Source organism: Saccharopolyspora oryzae, from assembly GCF_027853915.1.
GTDB classification, from domain to species: Bacteria; Actinomycetota; Actinomycetes; order Mycobacteriales; family Pseudonocardiaceae; genus Saccharopolyspora; species Saccharopolyspora oryzae.
Map to the genome: position 1 here is coordinate 1 of NZ_JAQGLA010000119.1, position 16,167 is coordinate 16,167.

At 69.6% G+C, this 16,167-nt stretch carries 13 protein-coding genes; 8 read left to right on the top strand and 5 right to left on the bottom strand.

The window, feature by feature from the left end; all coding sequences use genetic code 11:
• Positions 1–86: 86 nt before the first annotated feature.
• Positions 87–875, top strand: a complete 789-nt coding sequence (locus OU415_RS35485) for an IclR family transcriptional regulator (RefSeq protein ID WP_270954022.1) — start codon at positions 87–89, stop codon at positions 873–875.
• 44 nt (positions 876–919) lie between these two features.
• On the opposite strand, the gene OU415_RS35490 is transcribed toward OU415_RS35485, so the two are convergent.
• Positions 920–1,801, bottom strand: coding sequence for a polysaccharide deacetylase family protein (locus OU415_RS35490; RefSeq protein ID WP_270954024.1), 882 nt, complete (start codon positions 1,799–1,801; stop codon positions 920–922).
• Positions 1,798–3,261, bottom strand: a complete 1,464-nt coding sequence (locus OU415_RS35495) for a purine-cytosine permease family protein (protein ID WP_270954025.1) — start codon at positions 3,259–3,261, stop codon at positions 1,798–1,800. The genes OU415_RS35490 and OU415_RS35495 overlap by 4 nt, the downstream gene beginning before the upstream one ends.
• A gap of 110 nt (positions 3,262–3,371) precedes the next feature.
• On the opposite strand from OU415_RS35495, the gene OU415_RS35500 reads away from it, so the two are divergent.
• The gene (locus OU415_RS35500) at positions 3,372–4,841 is read left to right on the top strand and encodes a PucR family transcriptional regulator (protein WP_270954026.1); all 1,470 of its coding nucleotides are present in this window, start codon (positions 3,372–3,374) and stop codon (positions 4,839–4,841) included.
• A gap of 161 nt (positions 4,842–5,002) precedes the next feature.
• On the opposite strand, the gene OU415_RS35505 is transcribed toward OU415_RS35500, so the two are convergent.
• Positions 5,003–5,680, bottom strand: coding sequence for a GntR family transcriptional regulator (locus OU415_RS35505; protein WP_270954028.1), 678 nt, complete (start codon positions 5,678–5,680; stop codon positions 5,003–5,005).
• Between the two features lie 100 nt (positions 5,681–5,780).
• On the bottom strand, positions 5,781–7,127 hold the full coding sequence (locus tag OU415_RS35510; RefSeq protein WP_270954030.1) for an MFS transporter: 1,347 nt from the start codon (positions 7,125–7,127) through the stop codon (positions 5,781–5,783).
• Between the two features lie 403 nt (positions 7,128–7,530).
• On the opposite strand from OU415_RS35510, the gene OU415_RS35515 reads away from it, so the two are divergent.
• From OU415_RS35515 to OU415_RS35530, 4 genes are all read left to right on the top strand, one after another.
• Positions 7,531–9,015, top strand: coding sequence for an aldehyde dehydrogenase family protein (locus OU415_RS35515; RefSeq protein ID WP_270954032.1), 1,485 nt, complete (start codon positions 7,531–7,533; stop codon positions 9,013–9,015).
• A gap of 24 nt (positions 9,016–9,039) precedes the next feature.
• Positions 9,040–10,674, top strand: a complete 1,635-nt coding sequence (locus OU415_RS35520) for a GMC family oxidoreductase (RefSeq protein WP_270954034.1) — start codon at positions 9,040–9,042, stop codon at positions 10,672–10,674.
• On the top strand, positions 10,671–11,159 hold the full coding sequence (locus tag OU415_RS35525; RefSeq protein WP_270954036.1) for a hypothetical protein: 489 nt from the start codon (positions 10,671–10,673) through the stop codon (positions 11,157–11,159). Before OU415_RS35520 ends, OU415_RS35525 begins: the two co-directional genes overlap by 4 nt.
• Positions 11,160–11,247: 88 nt before the next feature.
• Entirely contained in the window at positions 11,248–12,507 is a 1,260-nt protein-coding gene (locus OU415_RS35530; RefSeq protein ID WP_270954037.1) for a CaiB/BaiF CoA transferase family protein, read from the top strand.
• A 29-nt stretch (positions 12,508–12,536) separates the two neighbouring features.
• Here OU415_RS35530 and OU415_RS35535 read toward each other — a convergent pair whose 3' ends face one another.
• A complete protein-coding gene (locus tag OU415_RS35535) occupies positions 12,537–13,433 on the bottom strand; it encodes a LysR family transcriptional regulator (protein ID WP_270954038.1) in 897 nt (298 codons plus the stop codon).
• Positions 13,434–13,639: 206 nt separating this feature from the next.
• Here OU415_RS35535 and OU415_RS35540 point away from each other — a divergent pair, with 206 nt between their 5' ends.
• Complete coding sequence (locus OU415_RS35540; RefSeq protein WP_270954039.1) at positions 13,640–14,878, top strand: MFS transporter; 1,239 nt, start codon at positions 13,640–13,642, stop codon at positions 14,876–14,878.
• Between the two features lie 16 nt (positions 14,879–14,894).
• Complete coding sequence (locus OU415_RS35545; protein ID WP_270954041.1) at positions 14,895–16,136, top strand: FAD-dependent oxidoreductase; 1,242 nt, start codon at positions 14,895–14,897, stop codon at positions 16,134–16,136.
• Positions 16,137–16,167 lie beyond the last annotated feature (31 nt).

The following is a 16,167-nucleotide window of genomic DNA, read 5'->3' on the forward strand; positions in this document are numbered from 1 at the left end:
ACCAAGAGCTCACCCGCGGCAACGCCGGGCGCGGGGGGGGGGGGCGGGACCCGCCCCGGCGCCATCGGCATGGAGGAGCTCCTGACATGACCGGCAACACCGACGACCAGAACACCAAGAGCGCGCCTTCCGTGCTGCAGAACGGGGTCAGCGTGTTGCGGGCCTTCTCGGTCAGCGAGCCGGCGCTGGGTGTCACCGAGATCTCCCGGCGGGTCGACCTGCACAAGAGCACGGTGTCCAGGATCCTCGCCCAGCTGGAGCAGATGGACCTGGTGGTGCGCGATCCGGAGAGCGGCCGGTTCCGCCTGGGCCTGGGGCTGATCGGCCTCGCTGGTCCGCTGCTGGCCAACTTGGACGTGCGCCGCATCGCCTACCCGGCGCTGGAGGAGCTGACCGCGCGGACCAAGGAGACCAGTGCCCTGGTGGTGTGGAGCGGTAACGAGTCGGTGTCCGTCGAGCAGGTGTCCAGCCCGATGCAGGTCAAGCACACCACCCCGATCGGCACCCGCTATTCGACCTCGGCCAGCTCATCGGTGCAGGTCTTCCTGGCCGAAATGCCGACCGCGCAGGTGCGGGACCTGCTCGACCGGCGACTGCTGGGAGGCGTGCACGACGACGAGCACGCCGTGCAGCGCTACCTCGACCGGCTCGCCCAGGTGCACGCCGACGGCTTCGCCATCAACGCCGGGGAGACCTCCATCGAGGAGGTCGGCATCAGCGCCCCGGTTCGCGATCACCGCGGCCGGGCGGTCGCGGCGGTCCTGCTTTCCGCACCGAGCTTCCGGGTGTCCGAATCCCTGCGGGAGCAACTGGCCGAGGTCGTGCGGGCCACCGCCGAGGACATCTCCGAACGGCTCGGCGCCCCGAAGAAGTAGTGCGGTGCCCAGTGGACGGTCCGCGGGGCACCGCACTGGCACCGTCAACGCAGCTGCGGTTCCGGTCGCTGGTGGGCCTTTCCGGGCCCGCACACCTTCTCCGCGTGCTCAGCGATCTCCTGCAAGGTCGTCACCCACATCCCGTCCAGCCCCTTGACCCGCTCGACGAGTTCCTCCAACGCGTGGGCCTTCGCCGGGCGCCCGGACAGGAACGGGTGGTTGGTCAGCACGAAGCACCCGTCCTCCGCGTGCCGCGCGCAAGCTTCCAGCCACCACATCTCCAACACCTTCTGCGGACTCTCGATCACCCCGCTGCCCGTCCAGCCCGGGTAGAACGCGTACTGCTCCCAGTCGTCGAGCGCCCAGTCCACCGGGATCTCGATCAACGACGGTGTTTCCGGTGCGGCGTTCGCGATCCGGTACGGCACGTCGTCGTCGAGCAGGCTCGAGTCGTAGGCGAAGCCCCGCTCGGCGAGCAACCGGGGCGTGTGCCAGTTCGTCTCCCACCACGGCGCGCGATATCCGACCGGCCGCACGCCCGCCACCCGGTCCAACGCTTCCAACCCGCGGTCCAGGTACTCGGCTTCCGCCTCGGCGCTGATGCCGCGCATGGGTTCGTGCAGATAACCGTGGTGAGCGATCTCGTGCCCGTTGTCCACGATGGACTTCACGACGTCCGGGTAGCAGTCGGCCGTGAACCCGGGGACGAAGAACGTCGCACGCACGTCCTGCCGCGCCAGCAGCCGCAGCAGCCGGGGAACTCCCACCCGCGGCCCGTAGGACTGGTGCCCCATCAGCGACATCCGCTCCGCGGCTCCGGGATCGTGCGCGAGGACGCACGATTCGGCGTCCACGTCGAAGGTGAACGCGCTCGCCGCGCGGTAGCCGTCCGGCCACCGGAACCCAACACCGTCCAGATCGGTCACTTCGCACTCCTCTGCTCGTTCCGCTCGACGATCGAACCGACGTACCGGCGGTGGGCCCGCGACCCCAGCACCGCGTAGGCACCCCCTGCCACCAGGCCACCCGCCAGCCAGGAGAGGTCGACGCCGCCGAGCGCACTGGCCAACGGCCCTTGGAAGACCTCGATGACGCCGTGCATGAACAACCACGTCGCGACGATCCCGGCGCCGAAGGAAAGCAGCGCCGCCGGGTTGACATCGGGCAACCGCGACGTCCCGACCGGGTCGAACAACCGCTGCACGTCGGCGGTACCGCGCTCGATCCAGTAGAAGTGCACCAGCATGATCGCGCCCCAAGCGGCCACCCACGCAACCAGCGAAACCAGCCAGGAATCCAGCACGGTCGCGAAATCCCCTTGGAAGATGAAGAAGGTCACGCACAGCATCGCGAACACCCCCACCACGACGCTCAGCATCCGGCGTGAGACCCGCAGGTCGAGCGCCTGCGCCGCAACACCGAACGTGTAGATGTTGAGGATGTTCGTCGCGATCGGCCCGTGCACCACCAAGAACAGGACCGGTACGGCCAGCGAACCGTAGGCGCTCACGATCAGCTGGCCCGGGTCCGCCTGGCCGTTCTTCGTGGCCAGCGAAGCCCCGAGCACCCCCAGCCACACCACCGGCAGGAACTGACCGAGGGCGCTGGCCAGGTACAGCTTGCGGCGCGGAACTGCCCGGCTCACGAATCGGGAGTAATCCGCCGCGTAGGTGAACCAGGTGATGCCCCAGCCGATGCCGATCGCCGTCATGACCCCGGTCATCGCCGCGAACCGATCCCAGCCGTGCAGCAACTCACCCGGCGGGCCCGCGTAGGACCAGTCGATGTCCAGTTTGGTCCAGGCAACGAGCGACATCCCCACCAGGACCACGATGGTCGGCGGCACCGTCCACTTCTCGAACGCCGCGATGGCCCGGTAGCCGATCCAGGAGATCACCACTTGGACGGCCATGATCAGCGCGGCGACCACGATCTTGGCGGTGTAGTTGTGCGCCATCGGATCGACCAGGCCGAGCTCGGCCAGCAGAGCCATGACCAGATCGAGGATGATCCACGTGTTCACCGCGCACCACCCGACGGCCAAGACCGCCTGGATCGCGGCCGGCACGTAGTTGCCGCGACGGCCGAAAGGCGCTCTGGACAAGACCATTCCGGTGGCACCGGTGCGTTGCCCCAGCAGCACGAACAGTCCGAACAGGGCCATTCCGACCAGGTTTCCCGCTACGAGCACCAGCACCGCATCGGCCAATCCCAAGCCGAGCTTGATCCCCAGGGCGCCGAGCACCCAGTTGATGGGGGCGATGTTGGCACCGGCCCATATCCAGAACTGGCCGGACACAGCGGTGGTCCGAGCTTCCCCCGGAATGGGCTGCAGTACTCGCTCCACGTCCTGGTTCGCACTGCTGCTCGGTGGAACTGCCGTCATGAGCGCCTCCACGTGACCGATGTCGATCCAGCCATACTTGTGGCGCGCACCACGAGGAACAAGGTACGTTCTGTAAAACATGTTGCCGGGTCGACTGGACGGAATGTCTCATGTCCATCCCGCTTTCCGACGTTCTGCGCCATCCCAGCCTCTGCCCTGCCGACCCGGTCCTGCTCGCCGGCGACGATTCGCGGCCGGTCAGGTGGGTGCATTCGAGCGAGGTCGTCGAGCTGGCGCACCTGCTGCGCGGTGGCGAGCTCGTGCTCACCGCCGCGATGGTGTTGACCACTGCGTCGGACGAGCAGCAGCGGCGTTACATCCAGCAGCTCGTCGAGCACGACGTCACCGCTGTCGCTGTGGAGCGGGCGGAGGAACTGCCCGCCGCTCTGGTGGACGAGGCCAGGAAACGGGATTTCGCCCTCGTGCAGCTGCGCCGAACGGTTCCGTTCGTCGAAGTGGCCGAAGGCATCAACGGATTGCTGATCAACGCCTCGGTTTCCCGGCTGCGCCTGGCCGATTCGCTGTCCGACCAGCTCTCCGAGCAGCTGATCTCAGGCGGCGACCTGCCCGCGCTGGTGAACGTCCTGGCGACCTGGCTCAACGCGAGGGTGTCGGTGCAGGACCCGACAGGACATGTCCTCGCCGTCGACCAGGCGGACGGTATGACCGAGCTCGGCACGGCGCACGAGGCGCCGATCGCCGTGCACGGGATCGTCACGGCTACCCTGAGGATCGAGCCCCTCCCCGGAGCGGACGCCGATCTCCTGGACGCCGCGCTCGACCGCGCGCCGCCATCCTTCGCCCTGGCGTTGCAGCGGTCCCATCCCGCGGGCCCTGAGGACACCGCAGCCCACGCGTTCTTCCAAGCGCTGGAACGATCCGACACCACTCCGGAGACCTCAGCCGAACTCGTCGGCGCAACCGCGCTCGGCGGCGCCTGCGCCCACGTCGCCGTCGTGATGCCCGCTGGTGGGCCGTTCAGACCGGTGGAGCAAGCGGTCCGCCACCGGGGACGTCCGGTGCTGAGCCGGGCCGGGAAGGACGAACGGCTCTCCATCGTCGCCCTGCCTGGGAACTCACCTGAACGAGCGCGGCACCAGCTCATCGAGGACATCCTGGCCCACACCCCGTCGCAGGACTGCACCGTTGCCATCGGACCGCTGGCCCGGAATCCGCATCGCATCCGGCACAGCGTCACCGAAGCACGCCGGTGCCTCCTCCTGCGGCCAGAGCTGCCGGATTCGGTCATCGACGCCAACATCGTCGCCGTTCGACGACTCGTGCACCGGCTCGACGCGCGCGACGTCCTCCACGACTTCGTGGAGGAACAGCTCGGCGGCCTCCTGGAACAACAGCCCGAGACGTCCCGAAGGCTCCTCGAAACACTCGTCGCCTTCTTCGACTGCGACTCCAACCGGACCGCCACCGCGAGCCGCCTCCACCTCCAGCGACAGACCCTCTACCACCGGCTGGACAAGATCACCCGAGCACTGGGACACGACATCACCGACTCGCGAACTGCACCGGCGTTCCAGATCGCGGTGCGGCTGTGGCAGGCGATGCAACCCCCAGGAGCGTGACCCGACCGCGGGCTGGACGAAGGCCAGCCTCCCACTCCTGCTCCCGCAATCACGCCGCTCTTGCCCTCGCGGCGCTATATGTCCAATTCCGCTCGATGCGGAAAGCGGACAGTGACGCCGTCCCACCGCTTCCGATGCGTTTCGCAGGCCTGCGCTGCGGGTCAGGTGCCTTCTGCGTTCGTCGTGGCGAACAGGCCGCGGGGTCCCTTCAACGCGTTCAGCGCGGCGAGGATGTGCGCGCGGGTGATCGACTCCGCCCAGTCGCCATCACCGGCTTCGAGCGCAGCGATGATCGTGTGGTGCTCCTGGCAGGTGGTGGCGACCTGTTCGGGGGTGAACGCGGTGAAGACGCGGTGCAGGAGCGGGATGTGGACCACGGTGGTCAAGGTGGTCACGAGGCGGTCGCTGCCCGCCGCCGACCGGATGGACTCGTGGAACTCGATGTTGAGCTCGGCGATGCGCTCGTGGTCGAACGGCTCGCTCCGCGCCAGCGCTGACATCTCGTCGGCCAGCTCGCGAAGTCGCGGCAGGTCGAGGAGATTCGGACGCTCCGCGGCGAGCCGGGCCGCCCAGGCCTCGAGGTTGGCTCGCAGCCGATAGGTGTCTTCGAGTTCACGCGGGTTCCACCGGGACACTTCGACCCCGCGACGTCCGCGCGGCTCGATGAGGCCGTCGGAGCGGAGGCGCTGGATCGCGTCGCGCACGGGGGTGCGCGACACGTTGAACTCGGCGGCGATCTGCACCTCGCGCAGCGCGGTGCCGGGCGGGAGCTGCCAGGTCATGATCTGCCGCCGGAGTTCGTCGTACACGCGCGTCGCGGCGGCGTTGGGCTCGCTCACCGAGGCACCCTCCTCACCATCATCCCGCTGCCGACGACGCCCACATTAGGCCACGTCGGCCGCTCGACAGCGGCCGACGCGGTGGTGTTGCCGGGCCGGATCACGCGCCGGGAACAGCATCGGGTTCGGACACCACGACGGTCTGCCCGTCGACGATCTCGTCGCTGTGGATGTCCGCCGGCCGCAGGACGAGGGCTGCGACCAAGCCGATCAGCGCCGTGCCCAGGAGGTAGATCGCGGGCGCCACGGTCCAACCGGTCACATCGATCAGGTAGGTCGCCACGAACGGTGCACCGCCGCCGAACAGCGCGGCCGGGATGTTGAAGCCGATGGCGACTCCGGTGGAACGCACCGATACCGGAAACAGCTCCGGCATCGCCGCGGCCGAGGCGGCGAGGTAGGTGGCGGTGAGGAGCCCCAGACCGACCTGGCCCGCCATCGCGAGAGCCGGGTTCCCGAGGGTGATCCCGCTGAACACCGGGAACACGATGGCCGCGAAGCCGAGCGAGCCGACGATCAGCACCGGTCGGCGCCCGACGCGGTCCGACAACGTCGCCAGCAGGGGCAGCGCGACCAGGGTGACGGCAGCGCAGACGAGCGTCGAGATGAGCGCGAAGGTCGCGCCGTACTGGTTGACGGTTCCGATGTAGGTCGGCATGTAGGTGAACACGGCGTAGAAGCAGGTCGCGTGCATGGCGCCGATGCCCACGATCAGGGCGAGGCTGCGCCCGCGCCCGAACACGTCGCGAACCGGCGCCGCGTTGATCTGCTTCGTCTGCGCGAGCGCCTGGAACTCCGGGGTGTCCTCGATCTTCGCGCGGATGTAGAGCGCGATCCCCGCGAGCGGGGCGGCCATGAGGAACGGGAGGCGCCAACCCCAGTCGGCCATGGCTTCCTCGCTCAGCACCGCCGTCACGCCGGTCACGGTCACGATGCCCACGGTGAGGCCGACCGTGGTGCCGAACGTCAGCCAGCTGACGCCGAAGGCACGTCGGCCCGGCCCTGCGAACTCCAGCAGGAACGCGGAACCGGAGCTGTACTCACCACCGGCGGAGAACCCCTGCAAGGTGCGCAGCAGCACCAGCACGACCGGTGCGGCGATGCCCCACGTCTCGAAAGTCGGCAGGAGACCGATCAGCACCGAACACCCGGACATCAGCGTGAGCACCAGGACGAGGACCTGCTTGCGGCCGATCCGGTCGGCGAGCGGACCGAAGACCAGTCCGCCGAGCGGTCGGGCGAAGAACGCGAGCCCGAAGACCGCGAAACTGCTCAGCAGCTCGGCCGTCGGATTCCCGGACGGGAAGAACTGGTGTCCGATGTGGACGGCCAGGAAGCCGTAGACGGTGAAGTCGAAGAACTCGATGGCGTGGCCGGCGGTCGCGCCCGTGATCGCGCGGACCCGGCCCATCGGGGCCGGCGTCGCCCCCGTGGATGTGGTGGTCATGTTCGTCCTGATCTCGGACCGACGGCCCGGATGCTCCCCGCGGCCCGCTGATCGCCGAGCCCTGTGATCGGACCCACAGGATCACTAGTGCATGCAAAAAATGTCAAGAGGCCCGGTTCGGCACCGAAAGTACAGAGCACCGGACGAGAAGCCCGCTGATCCACTACGCCAAGAGTCGGATACATCCAGTTCAGAAAAGGATCCGACGCTGTAACCAGCAGGGTTCCAAGACTGCCCCGATCTCATTAGTGCATACACACTGGCCGCTCATGTCTCGTTCAACCGGCTAAATCTCGGCAAAGGACACGATTTTTGTACACACTGAGCCGAACCGGCAGTTGACATCGAAGCCGCCCCGACACACGATTGCATGCACTAATCGCACACGACGACGAGGACGGCCATGCTCGACGACGCAACCCCTCCCCCGCTGCCCGGCCCCTCGGCCCTGCGGACCGGCGCCGGACCGCTGCCCCTCGTCGTGGGAGGACGCGCCGTCCTGGACGGTTCCGTCGTCGAGGTGGCATCCCCGGCATCGCCGACCGGTGGACGCGACGTGGTCCACGCGGACGCGGCGGTGGTAGCGGAGGCGGCGTCGACCGCCGACGGCGCCCGCGCTGCGTGCGCCGCGATGTCGCGACGCGAGCGGGCCCAAATCCTCCGGCGCACAGCGGCATATCTCGAGAGCCACATCGAGGACTTGGCGGTGTCCCTCGTCCTGGAGGTCGGCAAGTCGCTCCGCGACAGCCGCGGTGAGGTCCAGCGCTGCGTGGCGACCTTGGAGGCCGCAGCGGACGCCGTGGCCGAACTCGGCGGTCGCGAAGTGCCCGTCGACGCCGTTCCCGTCGGCGCGGGGCGGCTCGCCTTCACCACGTGGGAACCGGTCGGGGTCGTGGCCGCGATCGCCGGCTTCAACTTCCCGCTCCTGCTGGCCGTGCACAAGGTCGCCGGCGCCATCGGGGCCGGTTGCCCCGTCCTGCTCAAGCCCAGCGAGCGCACTCCGTTCACCACCCTCGTGCTCGCCGAGGCCGTCGTCACCAGCGGTTGGCCCCCGGCCGCGATCAGCATCCTCAACGGCGGACCCGACGTCGCCACCGCGCTGTGCGAAGACCCGCACGTGCGCCTGGTGAGCTTCACCGGGAGTTCGGCGATCGGCGCGAAGATCGCCGAGCGCGCGGGACGCCACCTCAAACGCGTCGTGCTGGAGCTGGGTTCCAACGCGGCGACGATCGTCGCCCACGACGCCGACCTCTCCCTCGCCGCCAGGTCCTGCGCGACCGGCGGCACGGCCTCGACCGGGCAGTCGTGCATCTCCGTGCAGCGGGTCATCGCGCACCGCTCCATCGCCGATGACCTCGCGCGCCGCATCGGCGAGGAGGTCGCAGCGCTGACCACCGGCGACCCGCTCGACCCCGACACGGTCATCGGAAACCTGATCTCCCCTGCGGAAGTCCGTCGCGTCGCCGGACTCGTGGACGACGCGGTCGCCCACGGCGCCGAAGTCGTCACCGGCGGCGTCGACGGCGGTAAGCTCCGGCCGACCGTGCTGCTCGGCGTCACCGCGCCCGCCCGCCTGTGCCGGGAGGAGGTCTTCGGCCCCGTCATCGCCGTCCTGCCCTACGACGACCTGGACGAAGCCGTCGACCTCGCCAACTCCACCCCCTACGGCCTGATGGCCGGTGTCTTCACCGCGTCCATCGACACCGCGCTGCGACTCGCCCGCGGTGTCGAGAGCGGCGGGGTGCACATCAACGACACGTCGAACTTCCGCGCCGACAACATGCCCTACGGGGGCGTGAAATCCAGCGGCATCGGCAAGGAAGGCCCCGCCTCGGCGATCCGCGAGATGTCCGTCGAGAAGGTCATCACCTTCCGCCTCCCCGCCTGAAACCACCACACGAGGGACGATCAGATGAGCACCGACCAGGCCGACGTGGTGATCGTCGGCGCAGGCCTCGCGGGAGGGATCACCGCGGCCGCGCTGACCGCGGCCGGACTCCGCGTCGTCTGCCTCGAGCAGGGCGACTGGGCCGACTACGACAAGGCCCGCGCCGACTTCCCCGACTACGAGGTCACCGCCGACCGCTACTGGGCGCGCGACCCGAACAGCCGACGCGCCGAGGCCGACTACCCGGTCGACGACACCGCCTCCGACATCTCCGCGCTGATGTGGAACGGCGTGGGCGGCGGAACGGTGCTGTACTCCGCGAAGTGGCACCGCATGACGCCGAGCGACTTCCGGGTGCGCAGCCACGACGGCGTCGCCGACGACTGGCCACTGTCCTATGAGGACCTTGAGCCCTACTACGTGGAAGCCGAGCGGCAGCTGGGAGTGTCCGGTCTCGCAGGCAATCCCGCCTACCCCGCGGGAGAAGGACCGCCGAACCCGCCCGTGCCGATCCGCGCTGCCGGGCGCCGGATGGCGAAGGCCCTCAACGAGCTCGGATGGCACTGGTGGCCGGGCAGCAACGCGATCTCGACCCGCGACTACCGCATGCTCAGCCCGTGCCGGCAGCACGGGACCTGCATGTCCGGCTGCCCCGAGCGCGCCAAGGCCTCCACCGACATCACGCACTGGCCGGCAGCCGTCGACGGCGGCGCGGACCTGCGCACCGGTGCCCGCGTCACCCGGGTCCTCGTCCGGGGAGACCAGGCCACCGGCGTCGAGTACGTGGACCGCGACGGTGCCCTGCACAAGGTCGACGCGCGCGCCGTGATCATGTGCGCCAACGGAGTCGGGACTCCGCGGACCCTGCTCATGTCCGCCACCTCCGAGCACCCCGACGGGTTGGCGAACTCCTCGGGGCTGCTGGGCAAGCGGCTGATGATGCACCCCTTCGGCGCCGTCGCCGGCATCTTCGACGAGGACCTGGCCACCCAGTCCGGATCCTGGGGCCAGCAGATCCAGACCATGCACTTCTACGAGTCCGACCCCGCGCGCGGCTTCGTCCGCGGGGCCAAGTGGGGCCTCCAGCCCACCGGCGGTCCCCTCGGCCTCACCCGCTCCTACCCGTGGGGCCAATCTCCGGAACCGATGTGGTTCGAGAGCTTCCACGACACCCTCAAGGGCCGGCTCGGGCACGCTCCTATGTGGAGCATCGTCGCCGAGGACCTCCCCGACGAGCGCAACACCGTCACCCTGGCGTCCGATCGCGCCGACTCCGACGGCCTGCCGGGCGCCAAGCTGACCTACGCGGTCGACGAGAACAGCAAGCGCCTCATGGACTTCCACATCGCTCGCGCCGTCGAGTCCTTCGAAGTCGCCGGGGCGAAGGAGATCATCGTCGGTCCGCACGTGCGCGCCAGCGGCTGGCACCTCATGGGCACCGCAGTCATGGGCGACGACCCGGCCAGCTCCGTCACCGACCGCTTCGGGCGGACCCACGACATCCCCAACCTGTTCATCTTCGACTCCAGCACCTGGGTGACCTCCGGGGGCGTCAACCCCGCCGCGACGCAGGCAGCGCTCGCCCTGTGGTCCAGCGACGCGTTCCTCCGCCAGGGGCGGCTGTCCAGGACCGAACGACGTGCGGGAGCCGCCGCATGAGCTCCCGCAGCACCGTCGGGTCGAGCGGACTCGACCAGGATGTCCTGACCGATGACGAGCGCGAGGCTGTCTACGTCCTCGGGGAGACCTTGATCCCGGAAGGCGGGTCGGGGCCGTCGGCCGACCAGGCCGCGGTCGCGTCCCGGTTCATCGACCAGTTCCTCCACCTCCGCCCCGACCTGCACGCCGACTTCCGCACCCTGCTCGCCGAGGCCGACCTCGACCAGCCCCGGGAGTGGTGCGAGCGGCTGGAACGCGAACGGCCGGACGCCTTCTCCCGGTTGACGTTCGCGATCGCCGGCGCGTACCTGCTCAGCCCGAAAGCGCGCAACTGGCTCGAGTACGAAGGGCAGGTGGGCGAGCACCAGGACGGTTCTCCCCAACCCGAGTACGCCGAAGGCGGCCTCCTCGACCAGGTCGTCGCCCGCGGCCCGATCTACCGCCCCACCTCGTGGGAGCCGAACGCCGAGGGGGGCGCTGCATGAGCGTGGAACCAGTCGAGGTCGGCCCGCGGGACGACAGCCCCGTCCAGGGCCTTCTCGCTAGCGCCGGTGACTTCACAGGAGACCCTCGATGACCGACAACTCACCTGCGAACCAGCGGCTTCCCCTCGAAGGGATCCGCGTCCTCGAGCTCGGGAACTACATCGCCGCCCCCATGACCGGACGCATGCTCGCCGACTTCGGCGCCGACGTCATCAAGGTCGAACGGCCCCGCACCGGCGACGAAGTGCGCAACTGGCGCCTCTACGCGGGCGATACCTCGATGCTCTACCGCACCATCAACCGCAACAAGCGCTCCATCGAGCTCGACCTCCGGTCCGAAGCCGGGCGCCAGGCCGCTCTGGACCTCATCTCGACCTGCGACGTGCTCGTCGAGAACTTCCGGCCGGGCACCCTCGACCGCTGGGGACTGGATGCGGCCACGCTCGCCGAGACCAAGCCCGACCTCGTCGTCGCCCGGATCTCCGCGTTCGGCCAGACCGGCCCGCTCGCGGGCATGCCAGGGTTCGCGGCCGTCGCCGAAGCCTACGGCGGCCTCCGCGAACTGGTCGGCGAGCCCGATCGACCGCCGTCACGCGTCGGCATCTCCATCGGCGACTCCATCGCCGGCCTGTACGCGGCCTTCGGCGTCGTCATGTCGCTCTACCAGCGCGAGGCGGCTCGCCGAACCGGTCGAGCTGCGCCCTCGCCGCTGACCCAGCAGGTCGACGTCGCCCTCCACGAGGCGGTGTTCGGGATGATGGAGTCGCTGGTGCCCGACCACTCCGCTTACGGGGTCCACCGGGCCCGGGTCGGTGGCCGGATGGAGGGCATCGCCCCGTCCAACGCCTACCCCTGCGCCGATGGCAGCTCGGTCGTCATCGCGGGGAACGGCGACTCGATCTTCAAGCGGTACATGGCGACCATCGGACGCAACGACCTCGCCGAGGACCCCGACCTGGCCACCAACGCTCAGCGCTGGGCGCGCCGCGACGAGCTCGACGACGCCATCGCCGCGTGGACCAGCACCCTGTCGCGCGCGGACGTGCTGGCTGCGCTCGACGCCGCCGGAGTGCCGGCCGGCCCCATCATGACCGCCGCCGACATCACCACCGACCCCCAGTTCCTCGCCCGGGCGATGGTGCAGGAGCTCCCGGTCGACGTCGACGGCAGCGTGCGAACCGTCGCGTTCCCGGGGATCGTGCCACTGCTCGACGAGACCTCGATCCCCGTTCGCTCCGCGGGGCCGGACCTCGGCGAGCACAACGAGGAGATCCTCGGTGGCATCCTCGGCTGGACTCCCGAAGAGATCGAGCGGATGCGAGAGAACGCCGGCCGTCCGACCACTTAACACGTCGCCTCCCGGCCAAAGAATGCTGATCAGCCGGCTTCTCCGATGTCGGCTCCGGGGTGCGCGCTGATGACGCGGGCTACGTCGCCGACCACGGTTCGCGTCTCCGGCGGCCAGGCCAGCCAGGTGGTCAGTGCGAGCTCCGGTGCGGTCAGCGGGAGCCACGGCCAGTCGGGCAGCAGGCGGCGCGCGGAGTGCCTGACGAGCAGGACGGCGTCGGCTTTGACGGCTTGGGCGCAAGCGCGTGCGTGTTCGGTGAACTGCGCGAACTGCCACAGGAGTACCGCGCCCGCATCGTGGGCGGCGACCACCAGCCGGTCGTCGACGACCGGTACCTGCTGTCGGCCGTGGGCGAGGACCCGCAGGCCGTCGAGGTCCCGGACGCGGCAGGTCGTGCCGTCGGCCAGTGGATGGCCGGGGCGCACGGCGACGCCGAAGGGCACGTCGAAGAGGCGCTCGGCGCGGAACCGGGCTTGCGGCTGCTCGTGGACCATGGCGAGGTCGAGGTGCCCTTCGCGGAGCATCCGCAGCTGTTCGGTGCTGCTCGCCTCGGTCAGCGCCACCGCCGCCCTGGGGACGCCGACCTCGAGGGCGGCGAGCACGTCGAGCAACCACCCATCCGGCATGCCCGGTGGAACGCCGATGTGCGCGACTTCCCGGCTCTGGCCGACCGCGGAGCGTGCCATGTCGGGTGCGGCGTCGGCGAGCCGGAGCAGCAGCAGCGCGTGGCGGTGCAGGGCGGCGCCAGCCGGGGTGAGGGCCGTTCCGTAGGTGGTGCGTTCGAGCAACGGCGTGCCGATGTCGCGCTCGAGTTGCCGGATCTGCCTGCTCAGCGACGGCTGGGTGAGGTGCAGGCGCTCGGCGGCACGCGAGAGCGAGCCCTCCGCCGCGACCGCGGCGAAGTACCGGAGATGACGCAGTTCCATGGGCCTCCTCGCCCTCGCTCTGCCTGGTGGGCATGGCTCCACTGATTACCCGGCATTGGACGCGCCGCTGTCAAACGCGGTGTACTTCCTTCCATCTGGTCTTTCGGGTGATCATCACGAGCGGCGGGGCACGCCATCGACCATCGGGGCACCCGAGCTCTGCCTGGCAGGCAGGACCACCGCGTGTGGAGAAAGGACGCTCAACGATGAGTCTTGTCGTCGATCCCGTCGGGGCACGGCACCCCTACCGGTGGGTGGTGCTGGTGTTGTCGTGGGCAGCGTTCACGATGACAGCAGTGGACCGGTCGACCTGGGGTCCCGCCTCGGTGGCGGTCGGCGAGCACCTCGGCGTCTCGCTGGCCGGGCTGGGGGTGTTCGCCACCGGTTACTACATCGGCTACGTCATCTCCAACGCCGCGGGCGGGGTGCTGACGGACTGGCTCGGCCCGCGCGTGGTGCTCGCTGCCTCGTTGTTCCTCGCCGGCGGTTTCATGGTCCTGTTCGGCGAAACGGACTCCGTCGTGCTCGGCATCGCGTTCCAGGCAGCGGTCGGCGTGTTCGCGGGATGCGACTACTCGGCCGGGATCAAGCTCATCGCGCAGTGGTTCCCGGCGAAGGACCGGGGCTTCGCGATGGGCCTGTTCATGACCGCGACCTCGCTCGGCACCGTGATCGCCAACGCGGTCGTGCCGAGTCTCATCGCCGCATCCGGGTGGCGTGCCTCGTACCACCTGTTCGGCGCGGTCTCGATGGGTGTCGCTGTGCTGTGCTTCCTGCTGCTCCGCCCGGGGAAGCAGGTCGTGGAGGCCCACCGGGAGCTGCCGAGCCTGCGCCCGCTGGCTCGCAACCGGGACCTCTGGCTGCTCGGCCTCGCCGGATTCGGCGGGCTGTGGGGGACCTACGGCTTCATCACCTGGTCCAACGCGCTGATGATCAAGGGCAACCACATCTCACCGGTCCAGGCCGGCACCGTCGTGGTCATCTTCGGGATCACGGCCATCGTCGCGAAGCCCCTCGTGGGCGTGGTGTCCGACCTCTTCGGCGGACGGCGGAAAGTACCGACCATCGTCGTGCTCGGTGGATTCGTCATCACCCTGCTGGTCTTCGGCACCCGCGACGACCTGGCCGGATTCCTGTGGGTGGCGCCGTTCCTCGGCGTCGCGGCGTACGTGTACAGCCCGCTCATGACGGCGTTGATCCCCAAGCTCTCCGGTGTGCGGCTCGCTGGTTCCGCTGCTGGCATGACGAACGCGTTCTGGCAGTTGGGCAGCGCGATCGTGCCGGTGGTGATCGGTGGCGTGTTCCAGGCGACCGGGTCGTTCTTCTGGGCTTTCGCCACGCTCGCCGCCGGTCCGCTGCTCGGGATGCTGCTCATGTTCGGCGTCCGCGAACGCGACACCGCCACCACCGCTCCCGTGCAGTCCCCGGAAACCCTTGCTCGCTGAGGAAAGGATTCGGACAGTGACCAATCACTACGACGTCATCGTGGCCGGTGGCGGATCCGGGGGTATCGGTGCCGCCCTCGGCGCGCGGCGCGCGGGTGCGCGCACCCTGCTGATCGAACGTGGTCCGTGCCTGGGCGGAGCCGCCACCCTGCGCAACGTCGTCACCTACTGCGGCCTCTACACCCAGGAACTGCGCCAGGTCGTGTTCGGGGTCGCCGAGGAGGTGCTGGCCGGGCTGCGCGAGCTGGACGCGGTGACCGAGCCGCGCAAGTTCACGGCGGTCGCGGTGGTGTTCGACCCGGAATCGGTGAAGCGCGTCGCGGACGAGCTGTGCGAACAGGCGGGCGTGGACGTGCTGCTGCACTCGCACGTCCTCGACGCCACCCGGCGCGATGACCGGATCACCGCACTGCGGGTCGCCGATCACTCTGGCACCCACTCCTACACCGCGGACGCATTCGTCGACGCGACCGGTGAAGCCGACCTCGCGCACCAGGGCGGCGCGGAAGTGCGGTACGGCAACGACGGCTGGGTGATCAACGGCACGCTCGGCGTCCGGTTCGGCGGCATCCCGGCCGACGTCGCGGTGGACCGGGCCGCCCTGGCCTCGCTGATCCGCTCGGTGAAGGAAGCGGGGCGGGACGACCTGACCGGCGAGAGGGGTTTGATCGCGAGGATGCCGGTGTCGGGAGACGTCATCACCTACCTGGCCGACGAGGGGTACGACGCCCGCGATGCTGCGGACACCAGCCGCGCCGAGCGCAGCGCCCGGCGACAGGCCCAGGCCTACCTCCAGGCGATCCGGTCGCTCCCGGGATGCGGCAATGCCTACATCGTCAGCACCGGACCGGAACTGGGCACGCGCGAGTCCCGCCACCTCGTGGGCCGCGCACAGTTGACGGAGAAGGAGGTGCTGCAGCCGGGGCCGGTGGACGATGCCGTGGCGGTCTGCGCGTGGCCGATCGAGTCCCATCCCGGACCGGGAATTCCCTCGGAGTGGAAGCACATCGGGGAGCCGGGCTACTACGGCATCCCGCTGGACGTGCTGCGCAGCCGCAACACGTCGAACCTGTTCGGCGCCGGCCGCACCGTGGACGGTGACGCCGGTGCGGGCGCCTCGCTGCGCGTCATGGGTACCGCGCTGGCGACCGGGCAGGCCGCTGGGGTTGCCGCGGCGTTCACCGCCCGCGACGGCGACGTGGAAACCGCCGCGGTGCGCCGGGAGCTCGACCGGCAGGGCGCACGGCTACCGGACTGACACCGAGCCTGCGTGGAGAAGCCGCGCCCCC

Bases quoted from the DNA above. Each gene is read 5' to 3' on its own strand.
- OU415_RS35485 (WP_270954022.1), top strand. From the start codon at position 87: ATGACCGGCAACACCGACGACCAGAACACCAAGAGCGCGCCTTCCGTG.
- OU415_RS35495 (WP_270954025.1), bottom strand. From the start codon at position 3,261: ATGACGGCAGTTCCACCGAGCAGCAGTGCGAACCAGGACGTGGAGCGA.
- OU415_RS35500 (WP_270954026.1), top strand. From the start codon at position 3,372: ATGTCCATCCCGCTTTCCGACGTTCTGCGCCATCCCAGCCTCTGCCCT.
- OU415_RS35510 (WP_270954030.1), bottom strand. From the start codon at position 7,127: ATGACCACCACATCCACGGGGGCGACGCCGGCCCCGATGGGCCGGGTC.
- OU415_RS35515 (WP_270954032.1), top strand. From the start codon at position 7,531: ATGCTCGACGACGCAACCCCTCCCCCGCTGCCCGGCCCCTCGGCCCTG.
- OU415_RS35520 (WP_270954034.1), top strand. From the start codon at position 9,040: ATGAGCACCGACCAGGCCGACGTGGTGATCGTCGGCGCAGGCCTCGCG.
- OU415_RS35525 (WP_270954036.1), top strand. From the start codon at position 10,671: ATGAGCTCCCGCAGCACCGTCGGGTCGAGCGGACTCGACCAGGATGTC.
- OU415_RS35530 (WP_270954037.1), top strand. From the start codon at position 11,248: ATGACCGACAACTCACCTGCGAACCAGCGGCTTCCCCTCGAAGGGATC.
- OU415_RS35535 (WP_270954038.1), bottom strand. From the start codon at position 13,433: ATGGAACTGCGTCATCTCCGGTACTTCGCCGCGGTCGCGGCGGAGGGC.
- OU415_RS35540 (WP_270954039.1), top strand. From the start codon at position 13,640: ATGAGTCTTGTCGTCGATCCCGTCGGGGCACGGCACCCCTACCGGTGG.